Origin of the sequence: Staphylococcus delphini, from assembly GCF_900636325.1 — a bacterium.
Classification (GTDB): Bacteria; Bacillota; Bacilli; order Staphylococcales; family Staphylococcaceae; genus Staphylococcus; species Staphylococcus delphini.
Genome location: NZ_LR134263.1, coordinates 2213471 through 2238568 on the forward strand (window position 1 = coordinate 2213471; position 25098 = coordinate 2238568).

Genomic DNA, 25098 nt, shown 5'->3' on the forward strand with positions numbered 1-25098 from the left:
ATATGTTAAACGTATTCTCATTTTGCAACTGTTTTATAATTGTCAATGCGCAATAAAAACATTAGAAAGAAGATGATGAGAAAACTGAATGTCTCACCCTATCTCTTACTAAATCAAACACATCGTTTCTACTTTTCTATCATCTCAAACCTTACACACCGAAATAACATACGGTAATGATAATATTATTGTGTCTGAACGATAGCTAAATTGCAAATGAATCACATGGAATACTCGCATGATTTTCATCCGTCATTTAACTTGATTTGATACAAGTTTTATGTCATGGCTTGGATACCTTAGCAAAAAAATTCGCCCTACGCTTGAATAGTGGTTTTATTTTGCTGCAATAACTCATCAACGGCTTGTGCGACATGTTTGGGAGATTGTGGGTTTTGCCCTGTCACTAATCTTTCATCAATTTGAATATAAGGTCTAAATGGCCATTTTGCTTTACTATATTTCGCACCCCGTTTTTCTAGTTCACTTTGCAACATAAATGGAACGATTTTTTTACGATTCGCCAACACTTCTTCTAAATTCGAAAAACCCGTAAGTTGCTTGCTATCTACAAAATATCTTCCATCGTTATTTTTCACGTTTAATAATGCCGTAACACCATGACATACCGCAGCAACGATACCGCCATGATTGTATATCTCATTCACCGCATTTTGTATAGCGTCATTGTCAGGAAAATCATACATCACACCATGACCTCCAGTGAAATAGATGGCATCATACATTTGAGGATTTGCGTGAGTTATAGGTTGCGCGTTTTTTAGTAAATCCATAAAATGTGCATCTTCATAATAAGTTTGAGTGGCACGATCTAACATCAATTTATTTAAACTGACTGGGTCAATAGGTGTGTCACCCCCATTAATATTAAACATGTCAATGGTATAGCCCTCGCGATTGAAATAGTCATAAAAATGGACGAGTTCGCCTAACCATAACCCAGTCTCCTTTTTATTATTCTCAAACTGATGGTGACTTGTATTGACAATCATGATCTTTTTCATATAGCGCATCCTTTCGAAATTAAGGTAAGACATAAAAAACTTGTGTAAAAATGGGGATGGAACATAAAAATTTTTGATGCTATTGATGCAATATTTTTGTTAAACTTGCCTTCCCTATGATTTGTGGCTTTAGATTGCCTTCATGGCTTCGCGTTTCCTAGGGGCTGAGGGGAGGTTGTGACAAAAGCGCTTAGGATTTGAGCAGAACCGAGCGATGAGCAAAATTGATTTCCAAATTTTGCCGAAATCGCGGGAGTTCTGTCGAAAATCCTGCTTTTGGAACACCGTTTATTAATTCCCAGCGCATCCATTCATTGTGGATTTTGGGAGCAGTACAGAAATCTCATGTGTAACAAAGATTTCGTCGTACTGCCCCCGCAAGGCTGACTAGACTTCTCAAAAGTGTATACGTTGAGAAGTCAGACAGCTACTGCGATAAACAGCAACCACTATTAAAGTAAAGAAGCGACTGTCAGCAGTATGCACGGATTCCCTCAGGAGTCTCAGCCTTCTGGGCAATCTTATAACAGACACAGCGAAACTGAGGACAAGTTTATGAAACCAAGAAAACAATAGCATCAATTTTTTGTATCCCATCCCCTTATTTTGCTACCGTTTTAAAGTCATTAATGAATATGCAATCTATGTATGCTTGAGGCTTAATTTTTTCAAGCCTCATCACTTGGTATACACAACAAAATATAGTAAAGGAGCTGAGGAAACTTAATGTCCCAGCTCCATCAAAATGGTATCAAGCGGCATTTTTCAACAATCAAAACCGCTCAACCATACGTATTCAGCTTAACCGATACTACCTTCCATCTCAAACTTGATGAGACGGTTCATTTCAACGGCATATTCCATTGGCAATTCTTTTGTAAATGGTTCAATGAAGCCCATTACAATCATCTCAGTCGCTTCTTCTTCAGAAATACCACGAGACATGAGATAGAATAATTGCTCTTCAGATACTTTAGAAACTTTCGCTTCGTGTTCTAATGAAATGTGGTCATTGAAAATTTCGTTGTAAGGAATCGTATCAGATGTTGATTGATTATCTAAAATTAACGTATCACATTCGATGTTTGAACGTGCGCCTTTCGCTTTACGTCCAAAGTGTACAATACCGCGGTAGACCACTTTACCGCCGTCTTTAGAAATAGATTTTGAAACGATTGTTGAAGATGTGTTTGGTGCTTTATGAATCATTTTAGCACCCGCATCTTGAACTTGGCCTTTACCCGCAAATGCGATAGATAATGTGCTACCTTTTGCACCTTCACCAAGTAATACACATGCTGGATATTTCATTGTTAATTTCGAACCTAAGTTACCATCAACCCATTCCATGTTGCCATTTTCATGAACGAATGTACGTTTTGTCACAAGGTTATACACGTTGTTCGCCCAGTTTTGAATCGTTGTATAACGAACGTGCGCATCTTTGTGTACAATGATTTCAACCACTGCCGAGTGTAATGAGTTCGTTGTGTACACTGGTGCTGTACAACCTTCAACATAGTTTACAGATGCACCTTCATCAGCAATGATTAATGTACGTTCGAATTGACCCATGTTTTCTGAGTTAATACGGAAATACGCTTGTAATGGTGTGTCTAATTTTACGTTTTTCGGTACGTAAATGAATGAACCACCTGACCATACTGCTGAGTTTAATGCTGCGAACTTGTTGTCAGCTGCTGGAATAACAGATGCAAAATATTCTTTGAAAAGTTCTTCGTTTTCTTTTAATGCTGTATCTGTGTCTTTGAAGATGATACCTTTTTCTTCAAGTTCTTTTTCCATGTTATGGTAAACCACTTCTGATTCATATTGTGCAGATACACCTGCTAAATACTTTTGTTCAGCTTCTGGAATACCTAATTTATCGAAAGTACGTTTAATTTCTTCAGGTACTTCATCCCAAGAACGCTCTGAACGCTCTGACGGTTTAACATAATACGTAATGTCGTCAAAGTCTAATTCAGATAAGTCGCCGCCCCATTGTGGCATTGGCATTTTATAAAACTGTTTTAACGATTTTAAACGGAAGTCTAGCATCCATTCAGGTTCGTTTTTCATTCTTGAAATTTCACGTACAATATTTTCTGTTAAGCCACGTTCTGATCTAAAAATCGATACGTCTTCATCATGGAAGCCATATTTATAATCGCCTACATCAGGTGCTTTTTTAGCCATCAATCATCACTCCTATTTCTAATTCATTCATGAGTGCCTTATGACAACTCATTTTCAACTCTATCGTTATCGCTGTGTAAAAAGTTCTCACAAATGACTATTCTTCACTTTTACCTTCTTTTTCTACAGTACCCTTTTCAAGTGCTTTCCATGCAAGTGTGGCACATTTAATGCGGGCTGGGAATTGAGAAACACCTTGTAATGCTTCAATATCTCCCATTTCCTCAGTGATTTCATAATCTTCACCGAGCATCATTTTCGTAAATTCTTGGCTCATTTGCATGGCTTCTTTTAAACTATGCCCTTTAATCGCTTCAGTCATCATCGACGCACTCGACATCGAAATCGAACAACCTTCACCTTCAAATTTCGCATCACGAATGACACCGTCTTCAATATCAAATGTTAAGCGGATACGGTCACCACAAGTGGGATTGTTCATATCGACAGTCATCGTCCCGTCTTCAATGACACCTTTGTTGCGAGGGTTTTTGTAATGATCCATAATCACCGAACGATATAATTGGTCTAGATTATTAAAATTCATATGAGAAAAACTCCTTCGTTTGTTTCAATCCTTCGACAAGTTGATCGATATCTTCTTTTGTATTATAGATATAAAAACTTGCACGCGCTGTTGAAGAAACGTTTAACCATTTCATTAATGGTTGTGCACAATGGTGACCTGCACGCACTGCAACACCTTCAGTATCCAAAGCAGTCGCAACGTCATGTGGATGTACATCTTTAAGGTTGAACGTAATGATACCTGCACGTTTGTCTTTAGATGGTCCGTAAATGTCGATACCTTCAATTTGTGACATTTGTTCATAGGCATACGTTGTTAAAGCATGTTCATGGTCATGAATCGCATCAAAACCAATGGACTCAATATATTCAATAGCTGCTTGTAAACCAATCGCTTGAGCTATTAAAGGTGTGCCTGCTTCAAACTTCGTCGGTAAGTCTGTCCAAGTACTGTCATACAAGTCCACAAAATCAATCATATCGCCACCGAACTCAGTAGGCTCCATTTGATTTAAGTGTTCTCTTTTGCCGTAAAGGACACCAATTCCTGTTGGTCCAAGCATTTTATGGCCACTAAAACTATAAAAATCAACATTCAAATCTTGAACATCTACTTTCATATGTGGAACAGACTGTGCACCATCAACTGAAATAATCGCACCATGTTCATGCGCAATTTCTGCAATCGCTTTAATATCATTAATTGTTCCTAATACGTTAGAAACATGCGCAATTGCTACAATTTTCGTACGTTCTGAAACAGTCTCACGCACAGCTTCTAATGTAATCGTACCATCTTCTGCCATTGGGATAAATTTTAATGTCGCACCTTGACGTTTCGCGAGTTGTTGCCAAGGGACAAGATTCGCATGGTGCTCCATTTGTGTGACAACAATTTCATCACCTTCACTGACATTGGCATCTCCATAGCTATGCGCAATCATATTAATCGCTGCCGTTGTACCACGAGTAAAAATAATTTCTTCAAAATATTTCGCATGGATAAAACGACGGACCGTTTCACGTGCCCCTTCGTAACCATCTGTCGCAAGTGAACCGAGTGTATGCACCCCACGATGCACGTTCGAATTGTAGCGCTCGTAGTAATCTGACAAAGCGTCAATCACTTGCTTCGGCTTTTGACTTGTTGCTGTTGAATCCAAATATGCAAGACGTTTCCCATTGACTTGCTGTTCTAAAATGGGAAAGTCTTTAATAATTGCTTCTACATTTAGTTTTGTATCGGCCACTACAATCACAGACCTTTCTTGAATTGTATTATTTGCCTACTTTCAGCTCAATCACTTCACGTAATTGACGTTGAACATCTTCAATTGGTAATTCACGTACAACTGGATCTAAGAAACCGTGAATAACAAGACGTTCTGCTTCTGATTGCGAAATACCACGACTCATAAGGTAGTAAAGTTGTTCTGGATCTACACGACCTACTGATGCTGCGTGTCCTGCTTCTACATCGTCTTCATCGATTAATAGAATTGGGTTCGCATCACCACGTGCATTTTCAGAAAGCATGAGCACACGTGATTCTTGGTTAGCTGATGAACCTGAACCGCCATGTTTAATATGACCAATACCATTAAAGATAGAAGAAGCATTTTCTTTCATCACACCATGCTTCAAGATATAGCCATCTGTTTCTTTACCGTATTGCACAATACGAGATGTTAAGTTAATTGTTTGTGTACCACGTCCAACCACAACTGATTTAAGCTCAGAAGATGAACGGTCACCAATTAAGTTTGTTGTATTATCAATAATTTGGTCGCCTTCATTCATTAAACCTAATGACCAACGAATAGAGGCATCTGCTGCAGTCACACCACGACGAATGATATGACCTGTAAAACCTTGGTCTAAAAAGTCAACAGAACCATATGAAATGTTAGAGTTCGCGCCAGCAACCACTTCTGAAATAATATTCAATTGGTTTCCTTCGCCACTCGCTGTTGATAAATAGTTTTCTACGTACGTCACTTCAGCACTTTCTTCAGTCACTAATAAAACATGATTGAAGAAACTTGCATTGTCATCGTCATGAAGTACAACATATTGAATTGGATGTTCGACAACAACATTTTTCGGTACATAGACGAAAATACCACCGTTCATTAATGCCGTGTGTAACGCTGTCAAACGATGCTCATCAACAGTCACTGCATCTTTCATGAAGTATTTTTCTACTAAATCACTATGGTTTACTAACGCTTCTTGAATGTGCTCAATAATCACACCGTCTTGTTGCGCTTTTTCATTGACTTTTGTATATGCAAGCGTATTATTGTGTTGAATCACTAAGTTTTCAGTGTTTTCGACGTTAATAATACGATCGATTTCTTTCGGTAATTCTTTTAAATCGTTGTATACAGCACCTTCTGTTTCATGCTGTTTAAATGAGTCAAAATCCCATTTCGTTAATTTTGTTTTATCTGGTTTAGGCATTTCTAAAGATTCGACTTGTTTAAGTGCTTTTTTTCTTAATTCAGTCATCCACGAAGGTTCGTTATGGGCTTGTGAATAATCAACAAGTTGAGCTTCAGAAATATTTAATGTTTCAGTCGTCATAATTATTTCCTCCTGTGATGATTATTGGTTTGCCACTACTGATTCGTATTCTTCTTTAACCCATTCATAACCTTCTGCTTCAAGGCGTTTTGCTAATTCAGCACCACCTGATTTCACTACGATACCGTTATACATTACGTGCACGTGGTCTGGTGTAATGTAGTTTAATAAACGTTGATAGTGCGTGATAATTAATGAACCAAATTCTTCTCCGCGCATTTCATTGATTCCTTTTGATACCACTTTTAATGCGTCGATATCAAGACCAGAGTCAATTTCATCTAAAATAGCGAATTTAGGTTGTAACATCATTAATTGTAAAATTTCGTTACGTTTTTTCTCCCCACCAGAGAAACCTTCATTTAAGTAACGTTGCGCCATGTCTTTATCCATGTCTAAGAAATCCATTTGTTTGTCTAACTTTTTAATGAATTGCATTAAGTTAATTTCGTTACCTTCTTCACGTTGCGCATTGATTGCTGAACGCATAAAGTCCGCATTTGTCACTCCCGTAATTTCTGATGGGTATTGCATAGCTAAAAAAAGACCCGCTTTAGCACGTTCATCAACTTCTAATTCTAAAACATTTACTCCATCTAATAACACTTCACCTTGTGTCACTTCATATGATGGGTGGCCCATAATTGCTGAAGATAATGTTGATTTACCTGTACCGTTTGGCCCCATGATGGCATGAATTTCCCCTGTGTTGATTGTCAAGTTAACACCTTTTAAGATCTCTTTATCGTCAATAGACACATGTAAGTCTTTAATTTCTAATGTTGATGGCATTAATATTCCCTCCAAAATAATGTTAGATTCCATAGTTTAGTTTATAATAATTTTAATGTAACGTCAAAAGGTTTTCAAATCTATCTAGTTGCTTATTATAACGGAAATAAAGGGATTGATAAACCGTTTAGCGTTATATATTCAGTTTGTAGAAGAATCATTCTCACAAACTTTTTTAGAAACGTTATTGATAATTAAAAGCACTCTGTTCTCATTCAAATCAAGATGATATTATCGCTAATAGAAAATGGGTATAATATGTTATGATGTATGGATAAAAAAGAAAGGATTACAATTATGTCGAAATTTAAACTTTCTAATATTCCTCGTGGTTTCGCAATGGGTGTCAGTGATTTAATCCCAGGCGTAAGTGGCGGTACAATTGCGTTATTACTCGGAATATATGATGATTTTATTCAATCTGTAAGTGGTGTTTTCTCAAAGAATTTTAAAAAGAGTATTTTATTTTTATTACCGATCGTGATAGGTATGGGCTTAGCAATCGGTATTTTAAGTAGTGTCATTAATTATTTATTAGCGGAACATCCCGTCCCGACTATGTTCTTTTTCTTTGGACTGATATTAGGCATTATTCCATTTTTATTACGCATCTCAAGATATAGACAGACCTATCACATTCAACATTGGCTCGTTATGCTTGCCTGCGTTATTATTTTAGCATCAATGGCGTTTTTCAAAGGTGATAGTAGTCATGCTGTACCTTCACACATCGATGTATCAGGACCGATGTTAATAAAATACTTAATAGCAGGGATTTGTGCATCAAGTGCGATGCTATTACCCGGTATTTCAGGTTCATTCGTGTTATTATTATTCGGCGTCTACAGTACAGTGACATTTTCTATTTCAGAAGCTGTTCGTTTTAACTTTGAAGGACTTCCTGTCATATTACTCGTCGGTGTCGGTGTCGTCATCGGTTTTGTTATCGCAAGTAAGATCATTACATTTTTACTCGAACATTATACCTATTTAACATATGCTGCGATATTAGGGCTTGTCATCGGTTCACTCTTCTCAGTGTTCCCTGGCCTGCCAACATCAGGACTCTCATGGGTCGTTTCTATCGTAACACTCATTATCGGTTTTGTTATCAGTTACGTCTTAGGTCAATTTACTGCCGAAGCTGAAACAAAATAAACTGAAAGCACACGTGAACCATTACAATCATGTGTGCTTTTTGACATTATTATAGGAAGAAATACGGAATGGTTCATTTTTAAGGCGCTCAACTTGGTAATGAATCGTTATGGTGATTTACTTTCCACGTACACCTTTTAATATAAAGGATTCAGTGATGTTTTACTTACCAATTCACCAATATCCCTATATTCATACTTTCAAAATTTAATATAGTTGTGACGAACACTCTAGATTGCAAGAAACGGGCAAGACTTCCATACCAAGTCATTTTGCTAGAACATTTTACTATAGTGGATAGAACGTGATGACGATAGTTTTTTCACCATCTTCGGATACAGACCTTCAGTTTCTTAATGTTTTTAATTGACATAAGATTTATTGTGATACAAAACCTCTGCATATTCACCATATATCAGTTTACTTTGTAGTAGCGTACACATAAACACACCTAAAATATGGTTCGTTATCGCTAGGAAAAAAAGAAATTGGCACGCAAACTTCATTTATATGCTTATCTTTTTTATAAATAAATACAATTATGTAGGATTATCAGCTTTTTCCTTTTCTATTGTATACTTTATTAAGTAATCTGCTTTTATCTTACTGTTAGCTTTCACCTTAAAAAGACCATACAAAATATAGTACTTTCAAAAACATTTCGATAACTTTAAAGGGAATTTTATTGAAATAAAACTGCGATAAAGCTACATTAATCCTAAAAGCTGCTGGTAATATTAACTCATGGTGTCAATGTCCCAATCACAGTGATTATATCTTTTCAAACTTTTATTCGATGCTAAATATACTGGCTTAGTCAATGCAAATTCAAAAGGTACCAATGTTGTAGATGATGCACCTAAACATCAAAATGATGCGTTTCACTTTCAAAATTCGCTAGGCTACTCTTTGGAAGGAGATATTAGTATCTCAAAAGGTTTATCAGGTGGAATAAACGGAAATGAGTCATGTTCAGAAACAATTAATTATAAACAAGCAAGCTATAGAACAACTATCGATAGCCACACTGATAACAAAATAAGTGGTTGGAATGTTGAAGCATATAAAATCATGAATCGCACTTGGGAACCCTATGACCAAGATAGCTACCATGTAATGAATTATTTTAGGCGGTAGACAAAGTAAGTTAAGCGTATGTCAAAACTTCTTATTCAACATATCAAATCCCGGTTTAAGCAAAAGGTAATTTTAATCTTGAATTTTTAAGTGTCTTGTCATATAAACCTAGCGATGCTCAAAAAACAAAAACCGCAGTCACTTACAAAGAAACTTGGATAATTACACAAATTACTGGAATGGTTTTCATTGGCCAGGTGCGAACTATAAAAATCAAAAAGCTGCAACATTCATCTCAATTTTGAAATAGATTGGAAAAATCATACATTAAATCTCATCAACACAAGCCCCATGAGAAACATCCTATTAAATGTAATAGCAATCTATACGATTAGAAATAAACATACCTTCCCAAAACAATTTGTTTCTAAAAATTTCCAATTATTAAAATAACATTCGAAATTGCGTTTTAGAATACACCCCATAAGAGCGACTCAAGTACTCACTTGATGGCGTGTGTTTTATCCTTCTAATGTATTGGAAAAATCATTTATTCCTCTACCAAAAGCATTAAACTTCATACATTGTCATAAGAACAAGTGATTTTCTACTCAGATTGGAACTTATATTCTTTGTAGACGCGCATTTTTAATCTCCCAAACTTGCGTGGCAACTTTGTCTACAAAGGCTTGATCATGTGTTGTAAAGATAACCATGCCTTTATAACTCATCAAAAGATTTTCAAGCGCTTCTATCGTGTAAACATCCATAAAATTCGTAGGTTCATCTAAAATTAATACGTTGGAGGGTTCTAATAACAATTTGGCGATACTCAGTTTAGTCGCTTCTCCCCCACTTAATTCATTCATTTTTTTCGTATTGATTTCGAGTTGGCTAAATCCAAGGTTTAAAATAACCGATTTAATCAAGCTGTTTTCATAATCACTTTTCTCTTCAAGATACTTAATCAATGTTTGATCGTCATCCAAAATATAACCCATTTGTTCATAAACTTTAATTTTAGCATTTTTAGAAATAGTCATTCCTTCTTCATTTCTAATTATATAATTGAGAAGAGAGGTTTTACCCGTGCCATTATCACCTATAATCGCTATTTTTTCGCCTTTTTCAAATTGAAAGCTAAGACGATTAAAAATTTGTTTATCGTTGATTGTGAGTGTGATGTCCTCGCCCATAATAGGAAACCTTTTATGCATTTCCAAACTTTTTACAGTAGGAAACTCAATTTGAGGAAGCTCTCCAATTGTTAAATCCTCTCCTATATTTTCTATTCTTTTCTCAATATTTTTAGCATTTTTAAAAATACTTTTCTGTACAGTATCTTTTTGTTTTGAGGCTGCTAAACGATTCGGTTTAATATGACGCTTTCTCTGCTTTTTGCTTATTTTTTCAATACTTTCTGCTTGCTTTCTTTTTTCTTCCAAAGATTTTTGTAATCTCTTCCTTTCTTTTTGCTTCTTATCATTTTCATTTTTAACAGCTTCTAACATTTCATTTTTCTGTTGCATATAATCGTCATAGTTCCCTAAATATACATTAATTTGTCCATCTTCAATTTCCCATATTTGCGTTGCAATTTCATTGATAAAATCTCTATCGTGACTCACAAATATGACTAAGCCATAATGGTAATTTAGAATAGATTTCAACTGATTTATCCCTTTATAATCCATATGAGTAGTAGGTTCATCTAATAATAAACCTTCAGTATAATAAGACAGACCTTCTGTTAAAAGTAGCTTACGTTTTTCTCCCCCACTTAAGTGTGTCATTGTAATATCTGGAACATGAAATTTTGATAGCAACTCAAAATCTAATGTATTGGTATCTACTGTCAGTTGATCATATTCAATTTGAGGAATATATGTCATTTTAATATATGTTTTGATGGTCCCTTCATGCGGAGTGATAATACCCTGAATCAGCTTTAAAAGTGTTGTTTTACCAGAACCATTCTTTCCTACGATGGCTATCCTTTCATTTTTATAAGCCGCTAACGTTTTAATTGTAATCAGCGCTTTTGTGCCGTACGTAAATTTCACATTTTCCAATTTAATTGCTAAATTATTCATGCTCTCACCCCTAGATGTCTAACACCTTTAAGACGTCATTTAAATCTCTAACGTTAATTTTAGCTGGTGTTTTTTTTAATTGTAAATATATTTTCATAAGAGTATTTACTATATCCATTGAAATACAAGCTTGTTTTAAAAATAATTTAAAAAAATCTTCTGGACTATCGACGTCTTTAAAATTGTCGCTTATAAAATAAATCTCATCGATATAACTGGCTTTTTCGAAAAATGACCAATCATTTACATCAGTTATGTGAATTAGAGCGGTTTGCAATCCATTTGCTAATGAAAAAAAGGGGGAATTATCTTTATCTATAAGTAATCTCTGAATTCTTTTTTCAAAAAGAAATTTATTAGTATTTCTGATTCCTATTGGCTTTTTAAAAGGGAGAATGGAACCATCTATATTATTTATCACTACCAAATCATCACTGATAAGTTTACATTTTAAATCCATTAATTCCATTATTAAAGTTGTTTTACCTGATCTACTTGGTCCCAAAATAACAACTGTTTTATTTTTTATACGAATTGCACATCCATGAAAAAAAGAAAACTAGTTTTGAAAAAATGGTACAGTAATAGGAGGTGAAAAATTCACTTTATCGGTCCACTTTTCCATCATTTTTTTTGATTTACCATGGGTTATCTTTATATTGTTGTTATCTATTAACTCACTCAATTTATTAATATATTATAACTATACGCCATTTGTTCAACAAATAACTCAGCAGAGCTGCATGTAGTATTAGAAACTAATAAACTAATTTCTACTATTTTTTGTAATTTAATTATATCTATCAATTTATTGTAATAATTTTTCATTTCTGTAATACTATCACCTTAGATCTAGAAGTATACGTGTATAACGATTAGGTATAAATATCTCTTGATGAAAATTTAAACACTGGTTAGTATGCACTGATTTTCCTTTTAAATCATTATAATAAGGATATGAAAATTCCTCCAAATATATATAATACTCATCATCATTAATAAATTTAACCTTATTTTTTCCTACTTTCCAATTTTCGATTATTAATGGAGAGTTTTCATTAACTTCTACAATAATTTTATTTATGATATAGTCCGGTAGCGGTGGATATGCATCAAGAATTTTCAGATGATTTTTTTGTTTTTAGTTATCAATCCAAATGACTTTAAATATCCCTCTACAGTATCAACTCCAAAATATATAACCTCCATATTAAATATCACGATTCCTTTCTACATAATTGGCAAAATCAATGATATAATCAAATTTTTCAGAAATATATTGAGGTGTGTTATGTGAGATGATGATGACTGTCTTATGATTAATATTCATGAGTAAATCCCAAAATACCTGACTCGTACTTTCATCTAAATTTGATGTAGGTTCATCAAAAACTAATGTATCTTTATCTGACAATAGTCCCCTTAGCAGCAACACCCTTCTTTTTTCACCACTCGACAATTTATCAATACTTTTTTCGAAAATGACATTGTCTGGCAATAGTTTATTAATAATGAAATATTGCTTCTCAGTCGCGGTATTATTGAATATGATGTTGTATAGCACAGTTTCATCAAATAATATATTTTCTGTCATGATATAGGATGTTTTTTTCAATGGATTCGTATGTTCATTCAGTTGTTTAGCATCATATTGAATAACTCCCGCATCTATCGGGCTCAATCCTAGAAGCGCGTCAATAAAAATAGATTTACCTATGCCACTTCTTCCAATAATTAAATGCTTTTTGTTTTTGCAAAATTCTACATCTTTATAAATTAAATTATAATTTTTGATATTAAGTTCTAAACCACTAGCATGTATTTTGTCTTTAAAATCAATCGTTACCAATTCACTATCATCTATTGTATTATAATTGTTAGATAATTGGCTTCTTAGTTTCTTTGTGCTATTAATACTATTTATATTTCTTGAAAGGCTAAGTATGGGCATGCTCAGTTGATCCACTAATCCTAATAATGTGATTACTGTACCTGGATTAATAGCATTTTTATAAACTAAATAAATTGCAATAGTTAATACTATAAAGTGTGATAAGTACGAACTTAATGAATAAGCAGCATTTAAAGTAACTTGATAATTCTTAGATGTTGCCCAACTCTTTTTTTCTACTCCAACATTAGTTATGAATTTTCGATAATAATGCTTTCTTAATTCGAATACTTTTATATACTTCAAATTATCCATCAAGTTTTTATAAAATTTTAAATTCACACCTTTTTGTTCATACAATTTCTCTTCTAAGTGAGCAAGTTTATTTTTAAATATTTTTGTGATTAATAATGGAAGAAACATCATTAGGATCACAATAAGTCCGACATAAATGTTGATATATATAAGCGCAACCGATACAAATAGTACTCTAAATAATAAGTACAGTACATCAAAAAATGCCTTATAGTAACTATATTCTAAACTATCAATAATATTTGTCAGTTTATTCAAATTATTTTCCTTAATATTTTCTATGTCTTTGTAATGCTTTAAATTAAGTATTGTTTTCCCAACACTAATTTTTTGTTTAGCCAAAGCTTCTTTAATCAATTTGTTTTCATACAACCATTCAATATAATATAGCAACACTTCAAAAAGTATTGTTAAGCCCAAAAATATAATAAATAGACTCATATGGCTGAATTTCAATTCAATTGCATTTTGGAATATGTACCCTTTTAAAAACTGAATGAAAGTGCCAGTTAATGTTGATGCAAGTAATATTATTAAAAGTACTAAAAGAGATTTATTCCTAACACTCATTATTAAACTTATTTTCATAAAGATCACCACATATTGAGATTAGTAAATACCTAGCCATACACTACATAGTACTAAAAAATCTATTGCTGCTTTAAATAATAAGTGAAACATATTAATCCCCCCATCTCTGTTCCTTGTACACTATGTTATACGCAACCAAACTATAATATTGTATAATGTAAACTAAAGTTTACACTTTTAGGGGGGATATTATGTTTGGTGCTACAATAGAAATAATTCGTAAAAACAAAAACATTCCTGTTACTTCATTGTGTGAAAATATTTTCACTAGGAGTGCTTATTACAAATACGTAAATAATAGAATGGATACAAGTATCACTAATTTTTTTTCTTTACTTGATAGGCTCAATATAACACCGGAAGAATTTTTAATAATACATGAAAATGGATGCTCTAATAAAACAATGAAAGTATTAGAAACACTTGATCATTTCACAATAAAAAAGGATGTTTCATCTTTAAAATCAATGACTAAGATTATAAGTATTCAATTTTCAGAACCTAAAAGAAGTCATTTACTTGAAGTAGTTGATTCTAGGATTAATAAAATTCTTAATATTGAAAATTCTATTAAATGTCAAAATATATCTCGTTATCTAATAGACGCAGAATATTGGACAAAATATGAATTGACAATTTTTTCTAATTGTATGTATATATTTGATATAGAATTAATTGATATACTTCTATCAAAATGTTTGAAAAGATTTACCAAGTTTGAAGATTTAAGGCCTTATGGGAATGATCAAGTAAGAATAATAGTAAATGCATTAGTTATCGCAATTGAACGTAACGATAGAATACATTTTAATAAATGGTTAAGTATGGCTTATAACATTAGCGTAAAAGAAAATAATTTCTTTGAACTTTATATGGTTAAATTATTTAAACTTTTCGAAACCTATCTAAAAAGTCCTAGTAATAATATCGAAAATGCTATAGTCCTACACATAAAGTTTTGTGATAGCATAGGTGCTAATAATTACAAAAATATGTTTGAAAGTTTATTTGAAAAAATTCAAAAAATCAGATGGTAAAAAGGGGGGCCTTATGTATTGTAAATGGCGGTTATAAAATGTAGGAAAATGGCGGAATGAAAATGCTGTTTTTCCTATATTTTTTATTTTCTAAAAATTTTCACGTCCTTCCTTCATCAATTCACAGACTTTGAATTCAAATGGATAAAACGAGCGAGGCCCCCAAGTTATTTTGCCGAAGTCGAAAATTCAATCCAGCTTATATAAAACTACAAATTAAACCAAGCTCTGGATTCAGTTAAGACTTCAGCACCTCAGGAAACGCCACCCGTTTTAAGTAATAGGCATATTTCTCAAATGCATTATATATAAAATGTGAACCCAAACATTACTTCGCAGGAATGACAGCACCATCAAACTCTTTATTAATATAATCACGCACTTCATCTGACTGTAATGCCTTCAATAACTCCTGATATTTTTCATCATTTTTATGTCCTTTTTGAACAGCTAAAATATTCGCAAATGGAGATGACTCGTCTTCAACCGCAATCGAATCCTTCAATGGCTTCAAACCATTATCAATTGCGTAATTGGAGTTCATAATCACCGCATCCCCTTCATTATTGTTGTACGTTTTTGGTAAGAATTCCGCTCCTTGTTGGTTATCGAACTCAAGATGCTTTTTGTTTTCCACAATGTCATCTAACTTTGCATCTTCAATTTTCACACCATCTTTAATCTTAATTAATCCCGCTTTAACGAAAAATGATAAGAAACGGCCTTCCTCAGCTGGGTTATTTGAAATATAAATTTTAGCGCCATCTGGCAAGTCTTTTAAACTTTTATGTTTTTTACTATAAACAGCCATTGGTGTCGTTAATACTTTGCCGACTTCTTCAATTTGATAACCGTGCGACTTTTGTTCAGCTTTTAAATAAGGAACGTGTTGGAACATGTTCGCATCGACATCACCTTTGTCTAACAGTTTATTCGGAATTTTATAGTCATTGACTTCACGCACTTCAACGTCATAGCCTTTTTTCTTCATAATCTCAGCAGCCTTTTTCACAACTTGCCCATGCGGTGTTGGTGTCGCTGCTACAACAATTTTTTTACTGTCGCTTTCATTGCTTCCTTTACCACATGCTGCTAAAACGAGCACTAATGCCACCATTGCCGTTAAAAATACTGATAATTTTCTCATATGTATCATACGCTCCCCTCGTATTCTGTTCATCTTCGTTATAATGAATGTGGTGTGATAGTGAAGCCTTTTAACTGACTTTCACCTGATCACACCACATCTTATTTTTATTTCAAATCATACCTCAGGGCGATGCACCTTATTCTACAGGTAATACAGCACCGTCATACTTTTTCTTAATGAAATCTTTAATCTCTTTAGAATGTAAAACTTCCATTAACGCTTTAATTTTCGCATCGTCTTTATGGCCCTCTTTAACAGCGATTAAGTTTGCATAAGGGTTGTCTTCCCCTTTTTCAACAGCAATTGAATCTTTTTGAGGGTTTAATTTTTGTTCGATCGCAAAGTTAGAGTTGATGATCACAGCATCACCTTCATCATTTTGGAACGTTTTTGGTAAAAATTCTGCAGCTTGTTTGCTATTAAATTTGATGTTCTTTTTATTTTCTACAATGTCGTCAAATGTTGCATTTTGGATTTTAACGCCATCTTTAATTTTAATTAAGCCTGCATCTACAAAGAATTTTAAGAAACGACCTTGTTCAGCTGGGTTGTTAGAAACGAAAATTTCTGCACCATCTGGTAAATCTTTTAAGCTTTTATATTTGTGTGAGTAGACAGCCATTGGTTCGATATGAACGTCACCTGCAGACTCGATTTTGTAGCCTTTTTCTTTTTTCTCAGTGTCTAAATATGGTGTATGTTGGAAGAAGTTTGCATCTAATTCTCCAGCATCTAATAATTTGTTTGGCGTTGTGTAATCGTTAATTGTTTTAATTTCTAAATCGTAACCTTTATCTTTCAATAATGGTTTCGCTTGTTCTAAAATTTCTGCATGTGGCGCTGGTGATGCCCCTACGACAATTTTCTTATCATCTTTTTTATCTGCTGTTTTATTTCCACACGCAGCAAGTCCAATGGCTAAAGCTAAAATAACAATAATCGATAAAATTCTTTTCATTCCACATTCTCCTTAATCATTAGCGTTTATCAATTCTATTTGTAATCCAATCCCCAAGAAATTGAATTAAAAATACTAAAATTAAAATTAAAATCGTTGAAACTAAAATCACGTCATTTTGGTTACGTGTGAAACCTGTCAGATAAGCAAGGTTACCTAATCCTCCAGCACCGATAACTCCGGCAACCGCAGTCGATCCTACTAACGCAATTGCTGTCACAGTAATCCCTGAAATGAGTGCCGGCAATGACTCTGGAATTAACACTTTAAGAATAATGTTCCAAGTTGTTGCCCCCATTGAACGTGCCGCTTCGATGACACCTTTATCAATTTCTTTCAACGCAATCTCAACTAAGCGTCCATAGAATGGTGAAGCACCGATAATCAATGCAGGTAACGCACCTGTCGGACCACTAATCGTACCGAGCACTAAACTTGTGAACGGAATTAAGAGCAAGATTAAAATGATAAATGGAATCGCTCTGAATAAGTTCACCACAAACGATACAATGCTATAAAAGACACGACCGATTTTGGATTCGCTTTTCGATGTTAAAAACAAAATGACACCTAGGATCAGACCTAACACGAACGAAAATGCTGTCGAGATGATGGTCATATACAATGTTTCGTACGTTGCTTCCCATACATCTGGCCAACGTACATTCGGCATTGTAATCATTTCTTGCAAGATTTCGCTAAAACTTTTACCCATGACTGACCACCTCTATCTCAACATTTTGTGCTTTTAACTCTGCTTGAATTTGATCAAAGTTAATGCTCGAAAACTGTTCAATGTGCACTAATAAATAACCTAATGTGCCCGTTTTAGAATGCTTAATATTGCCTTCTAAAATATTCACTGAAATCCCGTGTGTTTGCGTTAAGTGTGACACCACTGGATGCGTCGTATTCTCACCAGAAAAAATGAGTTTAGCCAACACTTCATCTTTGCCTAATTTAAAGGTTTGCGCTAAATCTTCACTGTCATCACTCGGTTTCAAATCATCTTGAACGAATCGACGTGTCACTTGATGTTGTGGATGCTCGAAAATGTGTGACACTTTGCCTTCTTCAATCACACGACCATTTTCCATGACTGCAACTTCATCACAAATACGACGAATGACGTGCATTTCATGTGTAATCATAATAATTGTTAAGTTTTTCTCGTTTTTGAGTTGTAGTAATAAATCCAAAATTTCATCTGTTGTTTGTGGGTCCAACGCACTTGTCGCTTCATCACACAACAATACTTCTGGATCGTTAGCGAGTGCACGCGCGATACCGACACGTTGCTTTTGTCCCCCTGATAATTCGGATGGATACGCATGTTCTCTCCCTTGTAGCCCAACGCGAGACACTAATTCTAATGCTTGTGCTTTCGCTTGGCTTTTAGGCACACCCGCAATTTCAAGTGGAAAAATGATGTTATCGAGTACAGTTCTTGACCACAACAAATTGAAATGTTGGAAAATCATACTCACTTTTTGACGTTTTTGACGTAGTTCAGCTGGACTTAATTGCCCAATGTTATCACCGCCAATAATTACTTCACCTGACGTTGGTTTTTCTAAATAATTAAATAAACGGACTAAAGTACTTTTACCTGCACCTGAAAATCCAATGATGCCATAAATCTTGCCTTTCCCAATTTCAAGATTGACACCATCTACAGCAGTAACAGATTTCGTCTTGCTTTCGTACTTTTTCACTATATTTTTAAGCGTGATCATACTGTTCCTCCCCTGTGTTGCTACTTTAAAAATTTTCGAAAAAAAAATGCTTTCCCCTTTTAAAGAAAAAAGAGAAAGCATAAATATGGACGCTTTTCTCTCATCTTCAAAAGTAAATCGTTACTTTATGTGAATTGGCACCATTTCTAAATATAGACGGTTGCCGGGCTTCATAGGGCACATCCCTCCACCACTCTGGATAAGAGTTTTCTGACTATTCGATTGATTATTATATTATCATCGTCACTCACTGTCGTCAATGACTTTTTTTAATTTTTCTAACAAATAAGGCACGGAATGAAATGCATAGATGCGCTCTACTTCTTGATCGTAGCGCATGATCATTAAAATAGGGACCGATTGAATTGCTTTTTCTTGACTCCACTCAGCGTGATAATTCAAGTCTAACTTCACAATCGGTAACTGGGTGATTTCATTCGCGATATCTAGCATACGTTCTGACATTTTACATGTGCCACACATCGGTGTATAACCAAAAATCAGATGCACACGTTGATTAAAATGCTCAGATATATTGTTCAATTGCTTTGAAACACTCTTCATATGAATACTTCCCTTTTACATAAAAGTCTTGCTTCACTTTAAAGTCAAAATGCTGCAATACATTTGAGAGGTAATCGCGGGGACAACGGGCAACTTCACTATATTTTGTATCTATGAAAATATCAGTACTTTCACTCAAATATGTCGTAAACCATTTGCGAATGCGACGACCTTCTGCATCTGCATCAACTAAAATGTAGACTTGTTTATCATACAAATATTCAATCATATTGTCTAACTTTTCGATTCCCATCGTGCCATGTGTACAAATGATTTCGACAGGTTCCAACAACACCTCTTGAACACGTTTTTTATCAGATTTCCCTTCAACAACAATAACCTTATGGATCATCGTCATGGTCTTCACCTTCTAAAAAATATTTGAGTATAAAAAACTCCTTGATAATTAAATTACCCAGGAGTTCTCATTATGATATTATTCGCCGATCATTTTTTCGTAACCAGCTGCATCTAATAATGCGTCTAGTTCACTTTCGTCTTTTAATTCAACTTTAACCATCCAAGCTTCCTCGTATGGTGATTCGTTCACTGCTTCTGGTGCATCTTCTAAGTTTTCATTCACTGCAACGACTTTACCAGAAACTGGAGAATATAACTCAGATACTGTTTTAACAGATTCTACACTACCAAAAGTTTCACCTTCTGTTAATTCGTCTTCAACTTCTGGAAGCTCAACGAAAACGATATCCCCAAGTTCGCTTTGCGCAAAGTCAGTAATACCAATGATTGCAGTATTTCCTTCAACTTTTACCCATTCATGTTCTTTTGAATATTTTAATCCACTTGGCACTGCCACTTGAATCCCCTCCTATTTAATGATTACGGTTACAAGTTAATCATGACACATTGCAACGGTTCAATCAACTATTTTATGACACCCAAATGTCACGATAGTCGGCTTCTTTAAAACCAACTGTTACCGTATCACCCGAAACCGCAAGTGGTCTTTTCACTAACATGCCATCAGATGCGAGTAATTCTAATTTTTCTTCATCACTCATCTCACCTAATCGATCTTTTAAATTCAGTTCCTTATATTTTGCACCGTGCGTGTTGAAGAATTTTTTAATTTCTAAATCTGATTTTTCAATGATTTGACGAAACTCTTCTTTTGTCGGTGTATGTTGTGTAATATCAATAGGTTCAAAGCTCACGCCATTATCTGTTAAAAACTTGGCTGCTTTTTTACAAGTTGTGCAGTTTGGATATTGATAAAATTTAATCATCATTAAACCTCCTCGTTCAAATTAATTTAAATATAACAAATTATTATTTAAAATGCTTGTTTTTAGTAAGCATAATTCAACATATATGATGCTTTGTATGCCTGCTATACATTGTTCGAAATGCGATTGGTGCTGTGAAGTCGGAGTTTTTTCAGAGTATTGTGCATGTCATAGAGCTTATGTAAATTTTTAATGAATAGTGCTGAATTTACCCGCATTTTCTTTTTTGAACATGTCAAATGCATACGATTGCCGTTACTTTCTTTTTTTTGAACATGTCGCTTGCATACGATTGCCGTCTTGGACTCGCGTTCCCAGGGGCTGAGGGGAGGTTGTGACAAAAGCGCTTAGGATTTGAGCAGAACCGAGCGATGAGCAAAATTGATTTCCAAATTTTGCCGAAATCGCGGGAGTTCTGTCGAAAATCCTGCTTTTGGAACACCGTTTATTGATTCCCAGCGCACCCATTCATTGTGATTTTCCGGTTCAACTGATCCCTCGGGAGTCTCGTCCGTCCGGCAATCATGCATGAACAAGTGCATGGAGAGTGGACATTCCTATTGAACTGACTCAGATAACGTCACCTAGCCAGCTACTGTGTTAAGCATTGGCACTATCAAACATAAAGGACCACGTACCATTTTTCTCATTTACCTCGGGAGTCTCGTCCATCTGGCAATCTTCTGCGTTAAACATTTGGAAAGAGGTAATGGCATGCTACTTAGTGAGTTAATCGTATCCGTATAAGGTCTCTCACTTACATTGCCGTTCTTGCATCACAGGGCCATGAAAAAAATTACTGAGGCGGAAAAAGAAACGCGCAACAACCTTATCTTATACACAGTTGTAACGAAAAGAGCGCAATTTGAGATGTAGAAGCGCATAATTTCATGAATCCGACTCATTTAATGTCATCAAAAAGTTATGCCTCTCTTATACCTATTTTGGTTGTTATGTTAGGACGTGAGCAAAGCCAAGAGATGCTCAACATTGATTTCCAAATTATACCGAAATCGTACTATCTCGTGTTTAGAATGAAACGCCACTCATTATGTAATTTTTATGTGGTGATTCGAAGGACAACTCTCTAACATACTTTAATCATATGCATCAAAAAGTCGAAAACTGAGCTCGCACTAACGATTTACGACCCTCACATCTTTTTCAATACTCAATTTACAAAGATGACTTCTTGGGTAAAATTCGTTATAATATCGTTACTCAAAAGTTAAAAAAGGAGAGTTCTAACATGCAAAGTATTAAAAATATGGAATCATTTAACGAAGTGATACAATGCAATGAGCCTGTCATTGTTAAATTCGAAGCAGGTTGGTGCCCAGACTGTAGAGCAATGGATATGTGGATTGACCCTATCGTTGAAAAGTATAACCAATACAAATGGTATGCAGTGAATCGTGATGAATTAGAAGACGCAGCAACACAATATGAAGTGATGGGCATTCCAAGCCTTTTAATTTTCCAAAATGGCGAAAAGCTACACCACTTACATTCTGCCAATGCTAAGTCACCTGAACAAGTCGAAAGCTATTTAGCTGAAAGTTTAGGGTAACCTAGAACAATAAATCAGAGGGTAGTCCGTAAATCACAATCCCCTCATTTAATGAGATGATTTACGGATTGCCTTTTTCCTACGATTTGTCAATGGCTTATTAAAAGTAGCCCTAATAATACAATGTTTGAGAAAAAAATAAATTTACCCTGTTCATTAAAGATGCAGCCTTAATGAACAGGGTATTTTAAATGACAGCATGACAAGATGAAAGTATTTATATTTAAAATTCTGTCATGATTCCTCTGTTTTTTCGTGGTACTTTGCGATAGTCGGTTTCCTCTTCCAAATCGGTTAAATAAATAAACCCGATTAACTTTTCATCTGGCCCCACACCAAATGCTGTACGTACTTTAGGTTTAAAAATATACTCGGGTGTTTTCCAACATGTCCCGATTCCTTTTTCATACAGTAATAAAAGGAGATTTTGCGCAAATGCCCCTACCGCTAAATAATTTTCATTTTCTTCACGTTGTCGTGCATCACATTTCATCACAATTGCAAGGAACCCACCTAGTTTCGTCACTGCCTCATAATGACTTTGTTGCTTTTCGAGATCTCTCGGAAAAGCATAACGCGAAATTTCACGACTCATTTCAGCAAGTTTATGCTTTGGTACATACACAACACGCCATGGCTCCCTCATCCCATGATTCGGTGCGTCTGCCGCTCCAAAAATTGCATCCTTTAATGCTGTTTCGTCTATATACATATCTCTGTTGAACTTCTTTATACTTCTTCTCGATTGAATCGCTTGTTGGAGTTCCATTCTATCTACCCCTTTTTGATTGATAACCATTATCAATTATAAACGACAGGGTTTTAACTTTCAAATATACTGTATAGCGGTAAAACTTGTGCCAATGTTTTTACGTGAAGTTGGCCTGGTGCAACGCTGTCAGACAATGCACCATAAGACAACGCGCCACCGAACGTGTTTTGTGCCGTTCTAGAAATCAGTCCGAGTTGCCCCATTGAAATTCCTGTCACCCATTGTTGTAATGCTTCATGCGCCTCACTTAATGCTTGTAACAATGTTAATACATCTTGTTGTGTCTTGGGCATCACCGCAACCTTTAAATGATTCGCCCCCAGTTTCGACATATGATAATACGTCTTCTTCAGCACCTCTATCGTAGGCGTCATTTCAAAATTATGATAAGACGCAATCGACACTTTTCCACCTTGATGAATCGCTTCCACCACTTGACGACGGTCATCTTGATCAGGTTCCCATTCAATATCAATGAAATCAATTTTGTCTAACGTGGCTAACTGACGCAATAACTGTAAATACGCATCTGTTGATAATGCCCCTTTCCCTCCTTGTTGAGACGTTCGATACGTCACTAGCAACTCAAATGTAATGGGAAGTGCGACAATTTGTTGAACCATCTTTTCAATCACCGGTATTTCACAATTAGGAATCCCGTCAATGCGCAACTCAAGAATATCAAAATCATTCGCGTAACGTTTGATATCGTGCAATTCCTCATGCGTCAACGTAGGATTTAAAGGCATTAAGCTCGCAACAATTTGTGTTTTCAATTCTGTTTCACCTTTTCTCTTTATGGATTAACAATATTTTCTGCGTGTCGAGTACGAATAAATGATAAAACATCATCTAATGGAATGTCGACTAAGTTTTTCACAGCCTCATCAGTATAAAATGCGACATGTGGTGAGAGCAATACTTTTTCATGATTCAATAGTACCTTTAAAGTCTCATCCTCTAATTCACGGCCGCCCCAGTCATGTCTGAAGTATGCCCCTTCATTTTCATACGTATCAATGGCTACCCCTGCGACATGCCCCGCTTCTAAACTGCGGATTAACGCTGTCGTATCCACTACGCTACCACGTGCAGCATTAATGAGTAACAATCCCGGTTTCGCTTGTTTTAAAACCGCATCATTAATCAAATAATGATTTTCTTTAGAACCAGGAATGTGAAGTGTTAACACATCGACTTGTGAAATGAGCGTTTCAAGACTGTCTACATATGTCACCACGTCTTTTAGTGCTTCATCCGGTGCAATATCATAGGCTAAAACTTCTGAACCGAATCCTTTAAATATTTTAGCTGCACGACTTCCAATACGCCCTGTGCCTAACACACCAATTTTTAAAGATTCCACCGTACGACCTTGTAAATTTAGATTCCACGTGAAATCATTTTGAGCCATATTACGGTCAATTTGTGCTGTATGTCTCACTAACTCTAACGTACGTGTCACTGCGAATTCAGCAATCGATTGTGGCGAATAACTCGGTACGTTACTAATTTTAACATTTTCAAGATTTGCCGCTTCTAAATCAAACTGGTCGTATCCTGCCGAACGTTGCGCAATATGAAAAATCCCATTTTCTGCTAACACTTTATAAAATTGGCTGTCAAATTGCGTCGTTTGCGAAATTGAAATACCGTCGACATCCGTCAATTGTGCCAAATGTGACGCATCCAGTTGTGCTTCAATCAATTCAACCTCAACGTCATCTTGATGCGCTGCTTTCCATTGTTCTAACGCTGGTAACTCGTCTTCCCTTACATCAAACACTAAAATTTTTGTCATTGTTCATT

At 35.1% G+C, this 25098-nt stretch carries 23 protein-coding genes, 1 pseudogene and 1 riboswitch; of the genes and pseudogenes, 4 read left to right on the forward strand and 20 right to left on the reverse strand.

Annotated features, from left to right (window positions below; translation table 11 throughout):
• Window positions 1-317: 317 nt before the first annotated feature.
• The 6 genes from EL101_RS10385 to sufC all read right to left on the reverse strand — a co-directional run bounded on the left by EL101_RS10385 (window position 318) and on the right by sufC (window position 7130).
• Window positions 318-1025, reverse strand: a complete 708-nt coding sequence (locus tag EL101_RS10385) for a type 1 glutamine amidotransferase domain-containing protein (protein ID WP_096596498.1) — start codon at window positions 1023-1025, stop codon at window positions 318-320.
• 801 nt (window positions 1026-1826) lie between these two features.
• Complete coding sequence (sufB, locus tag EL101_RS10390) at window positions 1827-3224, reverse strand: Fe-S cluster assembly protein SufB (protein WP_019166866.1); 1398 nt, start codon at window positions 3222-3224, stop codon at window positions 1827-1829.
• Window positions 3225-3321: 97 nt separating this feature from the next.
• On the reverse strand, window positions 3322-3771 hold the full coding sequence (gene sufU / locus EL101_RS10395) for a Fe-S cluster assembly sulfur transfer protein SufU (RefSeq protein ID WP_019166867.1): 450 nt from the start codon (window positions 3769-3771) through the stop codon (window positions 3322-3324).
• Complete coding sequence (locus EL101_RS10400; protein ID WP_096542299.1) at window positions 3761-5002, reverse strand: cysteine desulfurase; 1242 nt, start codon at window positions 5000-5002, stop codon at window positions 3761-3763. The genes sufU and EL101_RS10400 overlap by 11 nt, the downstream gene beginning before the upstream one ends.
• 28 nt (window positions 5003-5030) lie before the next feature.
• The gene (sufD, locus tag EL101_RS10405) at window positions 5031-6338 is read right to left on the reverse strand and encodes a Fe-S cluster assembly protein SufD (RefSeq protein ID WP_096596497.1); all 1308 of its coding nucleotides are present in this window, start codon (window positions 6336-6338) and stop codon (window positions 5031-5033) included.
• 21 nt (window positions 6339-6359) lie between these two features.
• Entirely contained in the window at window positions 6360-7130 is a 771-nt protein-coding gene (gene sufC, locus EL101_RS10410; RefSeq protein WP_096542204.1) for a Fe-S cluster assembly ATPase SufC, read from the reverse strand.
• A gap of 297 nt (window positions 7131-7427) precedes the next feature.
• Here sufC and popT point away from each other — a divergent pair, with 297 nt between their 5' ends.
• Both popT and EL101_RS13570 read left to right on the forward strand, forming a co-directional pair.
• Complete coding sequence (popT, locus tag EL101_RS10415) at window positions 7428-8288, forward strand: polyprenyl-phosphate transporter PopT (protein ID WP_096596496.1); 861 nt, start codon at window positions 7428-7430, stop codon at window positions 8286-8288.
• A gap of 846 nt (window positions 8289-9134) precedes the next feature.
• Window positions 9135-9425: pseudogene (locus EL101_RS13570) on the forward strand (leukocidin family pore-forming toxin); the annotation flags it as partial.
• Between the two features lie 563 nt (window positions 9426-9988).
• On the opposite strand, the gene abc-f reads toward EL101_RS13570, so the two are convergent.
• The 3 genes from abc-f to EL101_RS10440 all read right to left on the reverse strand — a co-directional run bounded on the left by abc-f (window position 9989) and on the right by EL101_RS10440 (window position 14252).
• Window positions 9989-11458 carry a ribosomal protection-like ABC-F family protein gene (abc-f, locus tag EL101_RS10430; RefSeq protein ID WP_096596495.1) on the reverse strand — a complete coding sequence of 490 codons (1470 nt, stop codon included), beginning with the start codon at window positions 11456-11458 and terminating at the stop codon, window positions 9989-9991.
• Between the two features lie 10 nt (window positions 11459-11468).
• Entirely contained in the window at window positions 11469-11927 is a 459-nt protein-coding gene (locus tag EL101_RS10435) for a hypothetical protein (RefSeq protein ID WP_096596494.1), read from the reverse strand.
• Window positions 11928-12668: 741 nt separating this feature from the next.
• Entirely contained in the window at window positions 12669-14252 is a 1584-nt protein-coding gene (locus EL101_RS10440; protein ID WP_096596493.1) for an ATP-binding cassette domain-containing protein, read from the reverse strand.
• Window positions 14253-14446: 194 nt separating this feature from the next.
• Here EL101_RS10440 and EL101_RS10445 point away from each other — a divergent pair, with 194 nt between their 5' ends.
• A complete protein-coding gene (locus EL101_RS10445; protein WP_096596492.1) occupies window positions 14447-15292 on the forward strand; it encodes an Rgg family transcriptional regulator in 846 nt (281 codons plus the stop codon).
• Between the two features lie 328 nt (window positions 15293-15620).
• On the opposite strand, the gene EL101_RS10450 is transcribed toward EL101_RS10445, so the two are convergent.
• The 8 genes from EL101_RS10450 to EL101_RS10485 form a co-directional block, all read right to left on the reverse strand.
• Window positions 15621-16439, reverse strand: a complete 819-nt coding sequence (locus EL101_RS10450) for a MetQ/NlpA family ABC transporter substrate-binding protein (RefSeq protein ID WP_096596549.1) — start codon at window positions 16437-16439, stop codon at window positions 15621-15623.
• Between the two features lie 139 nt (window positions 16440-16578).
• A complete protein-coding gene (locus EL101_RS10455) occupies window positions 16579-17400 on the reverse strand; it encodes a MetQ/NlpA family ABC transporter substrate-binding protein (protein ID WP_096596491.1) in 822 nt (273 codons plus the stop codon).
• 19 nt (window positions 17401-17419) lie between these two features.
• Window positions 17420-18115, reverse strand: a complete 696-nt coding sequence (locus EL101_RS10460; RefSeq protein ID WP_019166874.1) for a methionine ABC transporter permease — start codon at window positions 18113-18115, stop codon at window positions 17420-17422.
• Window positions 18108-19136 (reverse strand): methionine ABC transporter ATP-binding protein, encoded by a 1029-nt coding sequence (locus tag EL101_RS10465; protein WP_096542212.1) that lies wholly within the window; start codon window positions 19134-19136, stop codon window positions 18108-18110. Before EL101_RS10465 ends, EL101_RS10460 begins: the two co-directional genes overlap by 8 nt.
• 97 nt (window positions 19137-19233) lie before the next feature.
• A riboswitch (SAM riboswitch) is annotated at window positions 19234-19342 on the reverse strand.
• Between the two features lie 37 nt (window positions 19343-19379).
• On the reverse strand, window positions 19380-19700 hold the full coding sequence (locus tag EL101_RS10470; RefSeq protein WP_096596490.1) for a thioredoxin family protein: 321 nt from the start codon (window positions 19698-19700) through the stop codon (window positions 19380-19382).
• Window positions 19663-20058 (reverse strand): toprim domain-containing protein, encoded by a 396-nt coding sequence (locus EL101_RS10475; RefSeq protein WP_019166877.1) that lies wholly within the window; start codon window positions 20056-20058, stop codon window positions 19663-19665. The genes EL101_RS10470 and EL101_RS10475 overlap by 38 nt, the downstream gene beginning before the upstream one ends.
• 78 nt (window positions 20059-20136) lie before the next feature.
• Entirely contained in the window at window positions 20137-20517 is a 381-nt protein-coding gene (gene gcvH, locus EL101_RS10480; RefSeq protein ID WP_014614456.1) for a glycine cleavage system protein GcvH, read from the reverse strand.
• Between the two features lie 73 nt (window positions 20518-20590).
• The gene (locus EL101_RS10485) at window positions 20591-20947 is read right to left on the reverse strand and encodes an arsenate reductase family protein (protein ID WP_164715596.1); all 357 of its coding nucleotides are present in this window, start codon (window positions 20945-20947) and stop codon (window positions 20591-20593) included.
• A gap of 1249 nt (window positions 20948-22196) precedes the next feature.
• Between EL101_RS10485 and EL101_RS10490 the strand changes: the two genes are divergently transcribed.
• Window positions 22197-22517, forward strand: coding sequence for a thioredoxin family protein (locus tag EL101_RS10490; RefSeq protein ID WP_096596489.1), 321 nt, complete (start codon window positions 22197-22199; stop codon window positions 22515-22517).
• Between the two features lie 223 nt (window positions 22518-22740).
• Here the strand turns inward: EL101_RS10490 and EL101_RS10495 are convergent, their stop codons facing one another.
• From EL101_RS10495 to EL101_RS10505, 3 genes are read right to left on the reverse strand one after another with little or no spacing between them, the layout of a single operon-like run.
• On the reverse strand, window positions 22741-23286 hold the full coding sequence (locus EL101_RS10495) for a nitroreductase family protein (RefSeq protein WP_096542220.1): 546 nt from the start codon (window positions 23284-23286) through the stop codon (window positions 22741-22743).
• Between the two features lie 53 nt (window positions 23287-23339).
• On the reverse strand, window positions 23340-24065 hold the full coding sequence (gene aroD, locus EL101_RS10500) for a type I 3-dehydroquinate dehydratase (protein WP_096596488.1): 726 nt from the start codon (window positions 24063-24065) through the stop codon (window positions 23340-23342).
• A gap of 20 nt (window positions 24066-24085) precedes the next feature.
• On the reverse strand, window positions 24086-25090 hold the full coding sequence (locus EL101_RS10505) for a D-2-hydroxyacid dehydrogenase (RefSeq protein WP_096596487.1): 1005 nt from the start codon (window positions 25088-25090) through the stop codon (window positions 24086-24088).
• Between the last annotated feature and the right edge of the window lie 8 nt (window positions 25091-25098).

Excerpts from the sequence above, each read along its gene's own strand:
- EL101_RS10385 (WP_096596498.1), bottom strand. The coding sequence starts at position 1,025 with ATGAAAAAGATCATGATTGTCAATACAAGTCACCATCAGTTTGAGAAT.
- sufB (WP_019166866.1), bottom strand. The coding sequence starts at position 3,224 with ATGGCTAAAAAAGCACCTGATGTAGGCGATTATAAATATGGCTTCCAT.
- sufU (WP_019166867.1), bottom strand. The coding sequence starts at position 3,771 with ATGAATTTTAATAATCTAGACCAATTATATCGTTCGGTGATTATGGAT.
- sufD (WP_096596497.1), bottom strand. The coding sequence starts at position 6,338 with ATGACGACTGAAACATTAAATATTTCTGAAGCTCAACTTGTTGATTAT.
- sufC (WP_096542204.1), bottom strand. The coding sequence starts at position 7,130 with ATGCCATCAACATTAGAAATTAAAGACTTACATGTGTCTATTGACGAT.
- popT (WP_096596496.1), top strand. The coding sequence starts at position 7,428 with ATGTCGAAATTTAAACTTTCTAATATTCCTCGTGGTTTCGCAATGGGT.
- abc-f (WP_096596495.1), bottom strand. The coding sequence starts at position 11,458 with ATGAATAATTTAGCAATTAAATTGGAAAATGTGAAATTTACGTACGGC.
- EL101_RS10435 (WP_096596494.1), bottom strand. The coding sequence starts at position 11,927 with ATGGAATTAATGGATTTAAAATGTAAACTTATCAGTGATGATTTGGTA.
- EL101_RS10440 (WP_096596493.1), bottom strand. The coding sequence starts at position 14,252 with ATGAAAATAAGTTTAATAATGAGTGTTAGGAATAAATCTCTTTTAGTA.
- EL101_RS10445 (WP_096596492.1), top strand. The coding sequence starts at position 14,447 with ATGTTTGGTGCTACAATAGAAATAATTCGTAAAAACAAAAACATTCCT.
- EL101_RS10450 (WP_096596549.1), bottom strand. The coding sequence starts at position 16,439 with ATGAGAAAATTATCAGTATTTTTAACGGCAATGGTGGCATTAGTGCTC.
- EL101_RS10455 (WP_096596491.1), bottom strand. The coding sequence starts at position 17,400 with ATGAAAAGAATTTTATCGATTATTGTTATTTTAGCTTTAGCCATTGGA.
- EL101_RS10460 (WP_019166874.1), bottom strand. The coding sequence starts at position 18,115 with ATGGGTAAAAGTTTTAGCGAAATCTTGCAAGAAATGATTACAATGCCG.
- EL101_RS10465 (WP_096542212.1), bottom strand. The coding sequence starts at position 19,136 with ATGATCACGCTTAAAAATATAGTGAAAAAGTACGAAAGCAAGACGAAA.
- EL101_RS10470 (WP_096596490.1), bottom strand. The coding sequence starts at position 19,700 with ATGAAGAGTGTTTCAAAGCAATTGAACAATATATCTGAGCATTTTAAT.
- EL101_RS10475 (WP_019166877.1), bottom strand. The coding sequence starts at position 20,058 with ATGACGATGATCCATAAGGTTATTGTTGTTGAAGGGAAATCTGATAAA.
- EL101_RS10485 (WP_164715596.1), bottom strand. The coding sequence starts at position 20,947 with ATGATTAAATTTTATCAATATCCAAACTGCACAACTTGTAAAAAAGCA.
- EL101_RS10490 (WP_096596489.1), top strand. The coding sequence starts at position 22,197 with ATGCAAAGTATTAAAAATATGGAATCATTTAACGAAGTGATACAATGC.
- EL101_RS10495 (WP_096542220.1), bottom strand. The coding sequence starts at position 23,286 with ATGGAACTCCAACAAGCGATTCAATCGAGAAGAAGTATAAAGAAGTTC.
- EL101_RS10505 (WP_096596487.1), bottom strand. The coding sequence starts at position 25,090 with ATGACAAAAATTTTAGTGTTTGATGTAAGGGAAGACGAGTTACCAGCG.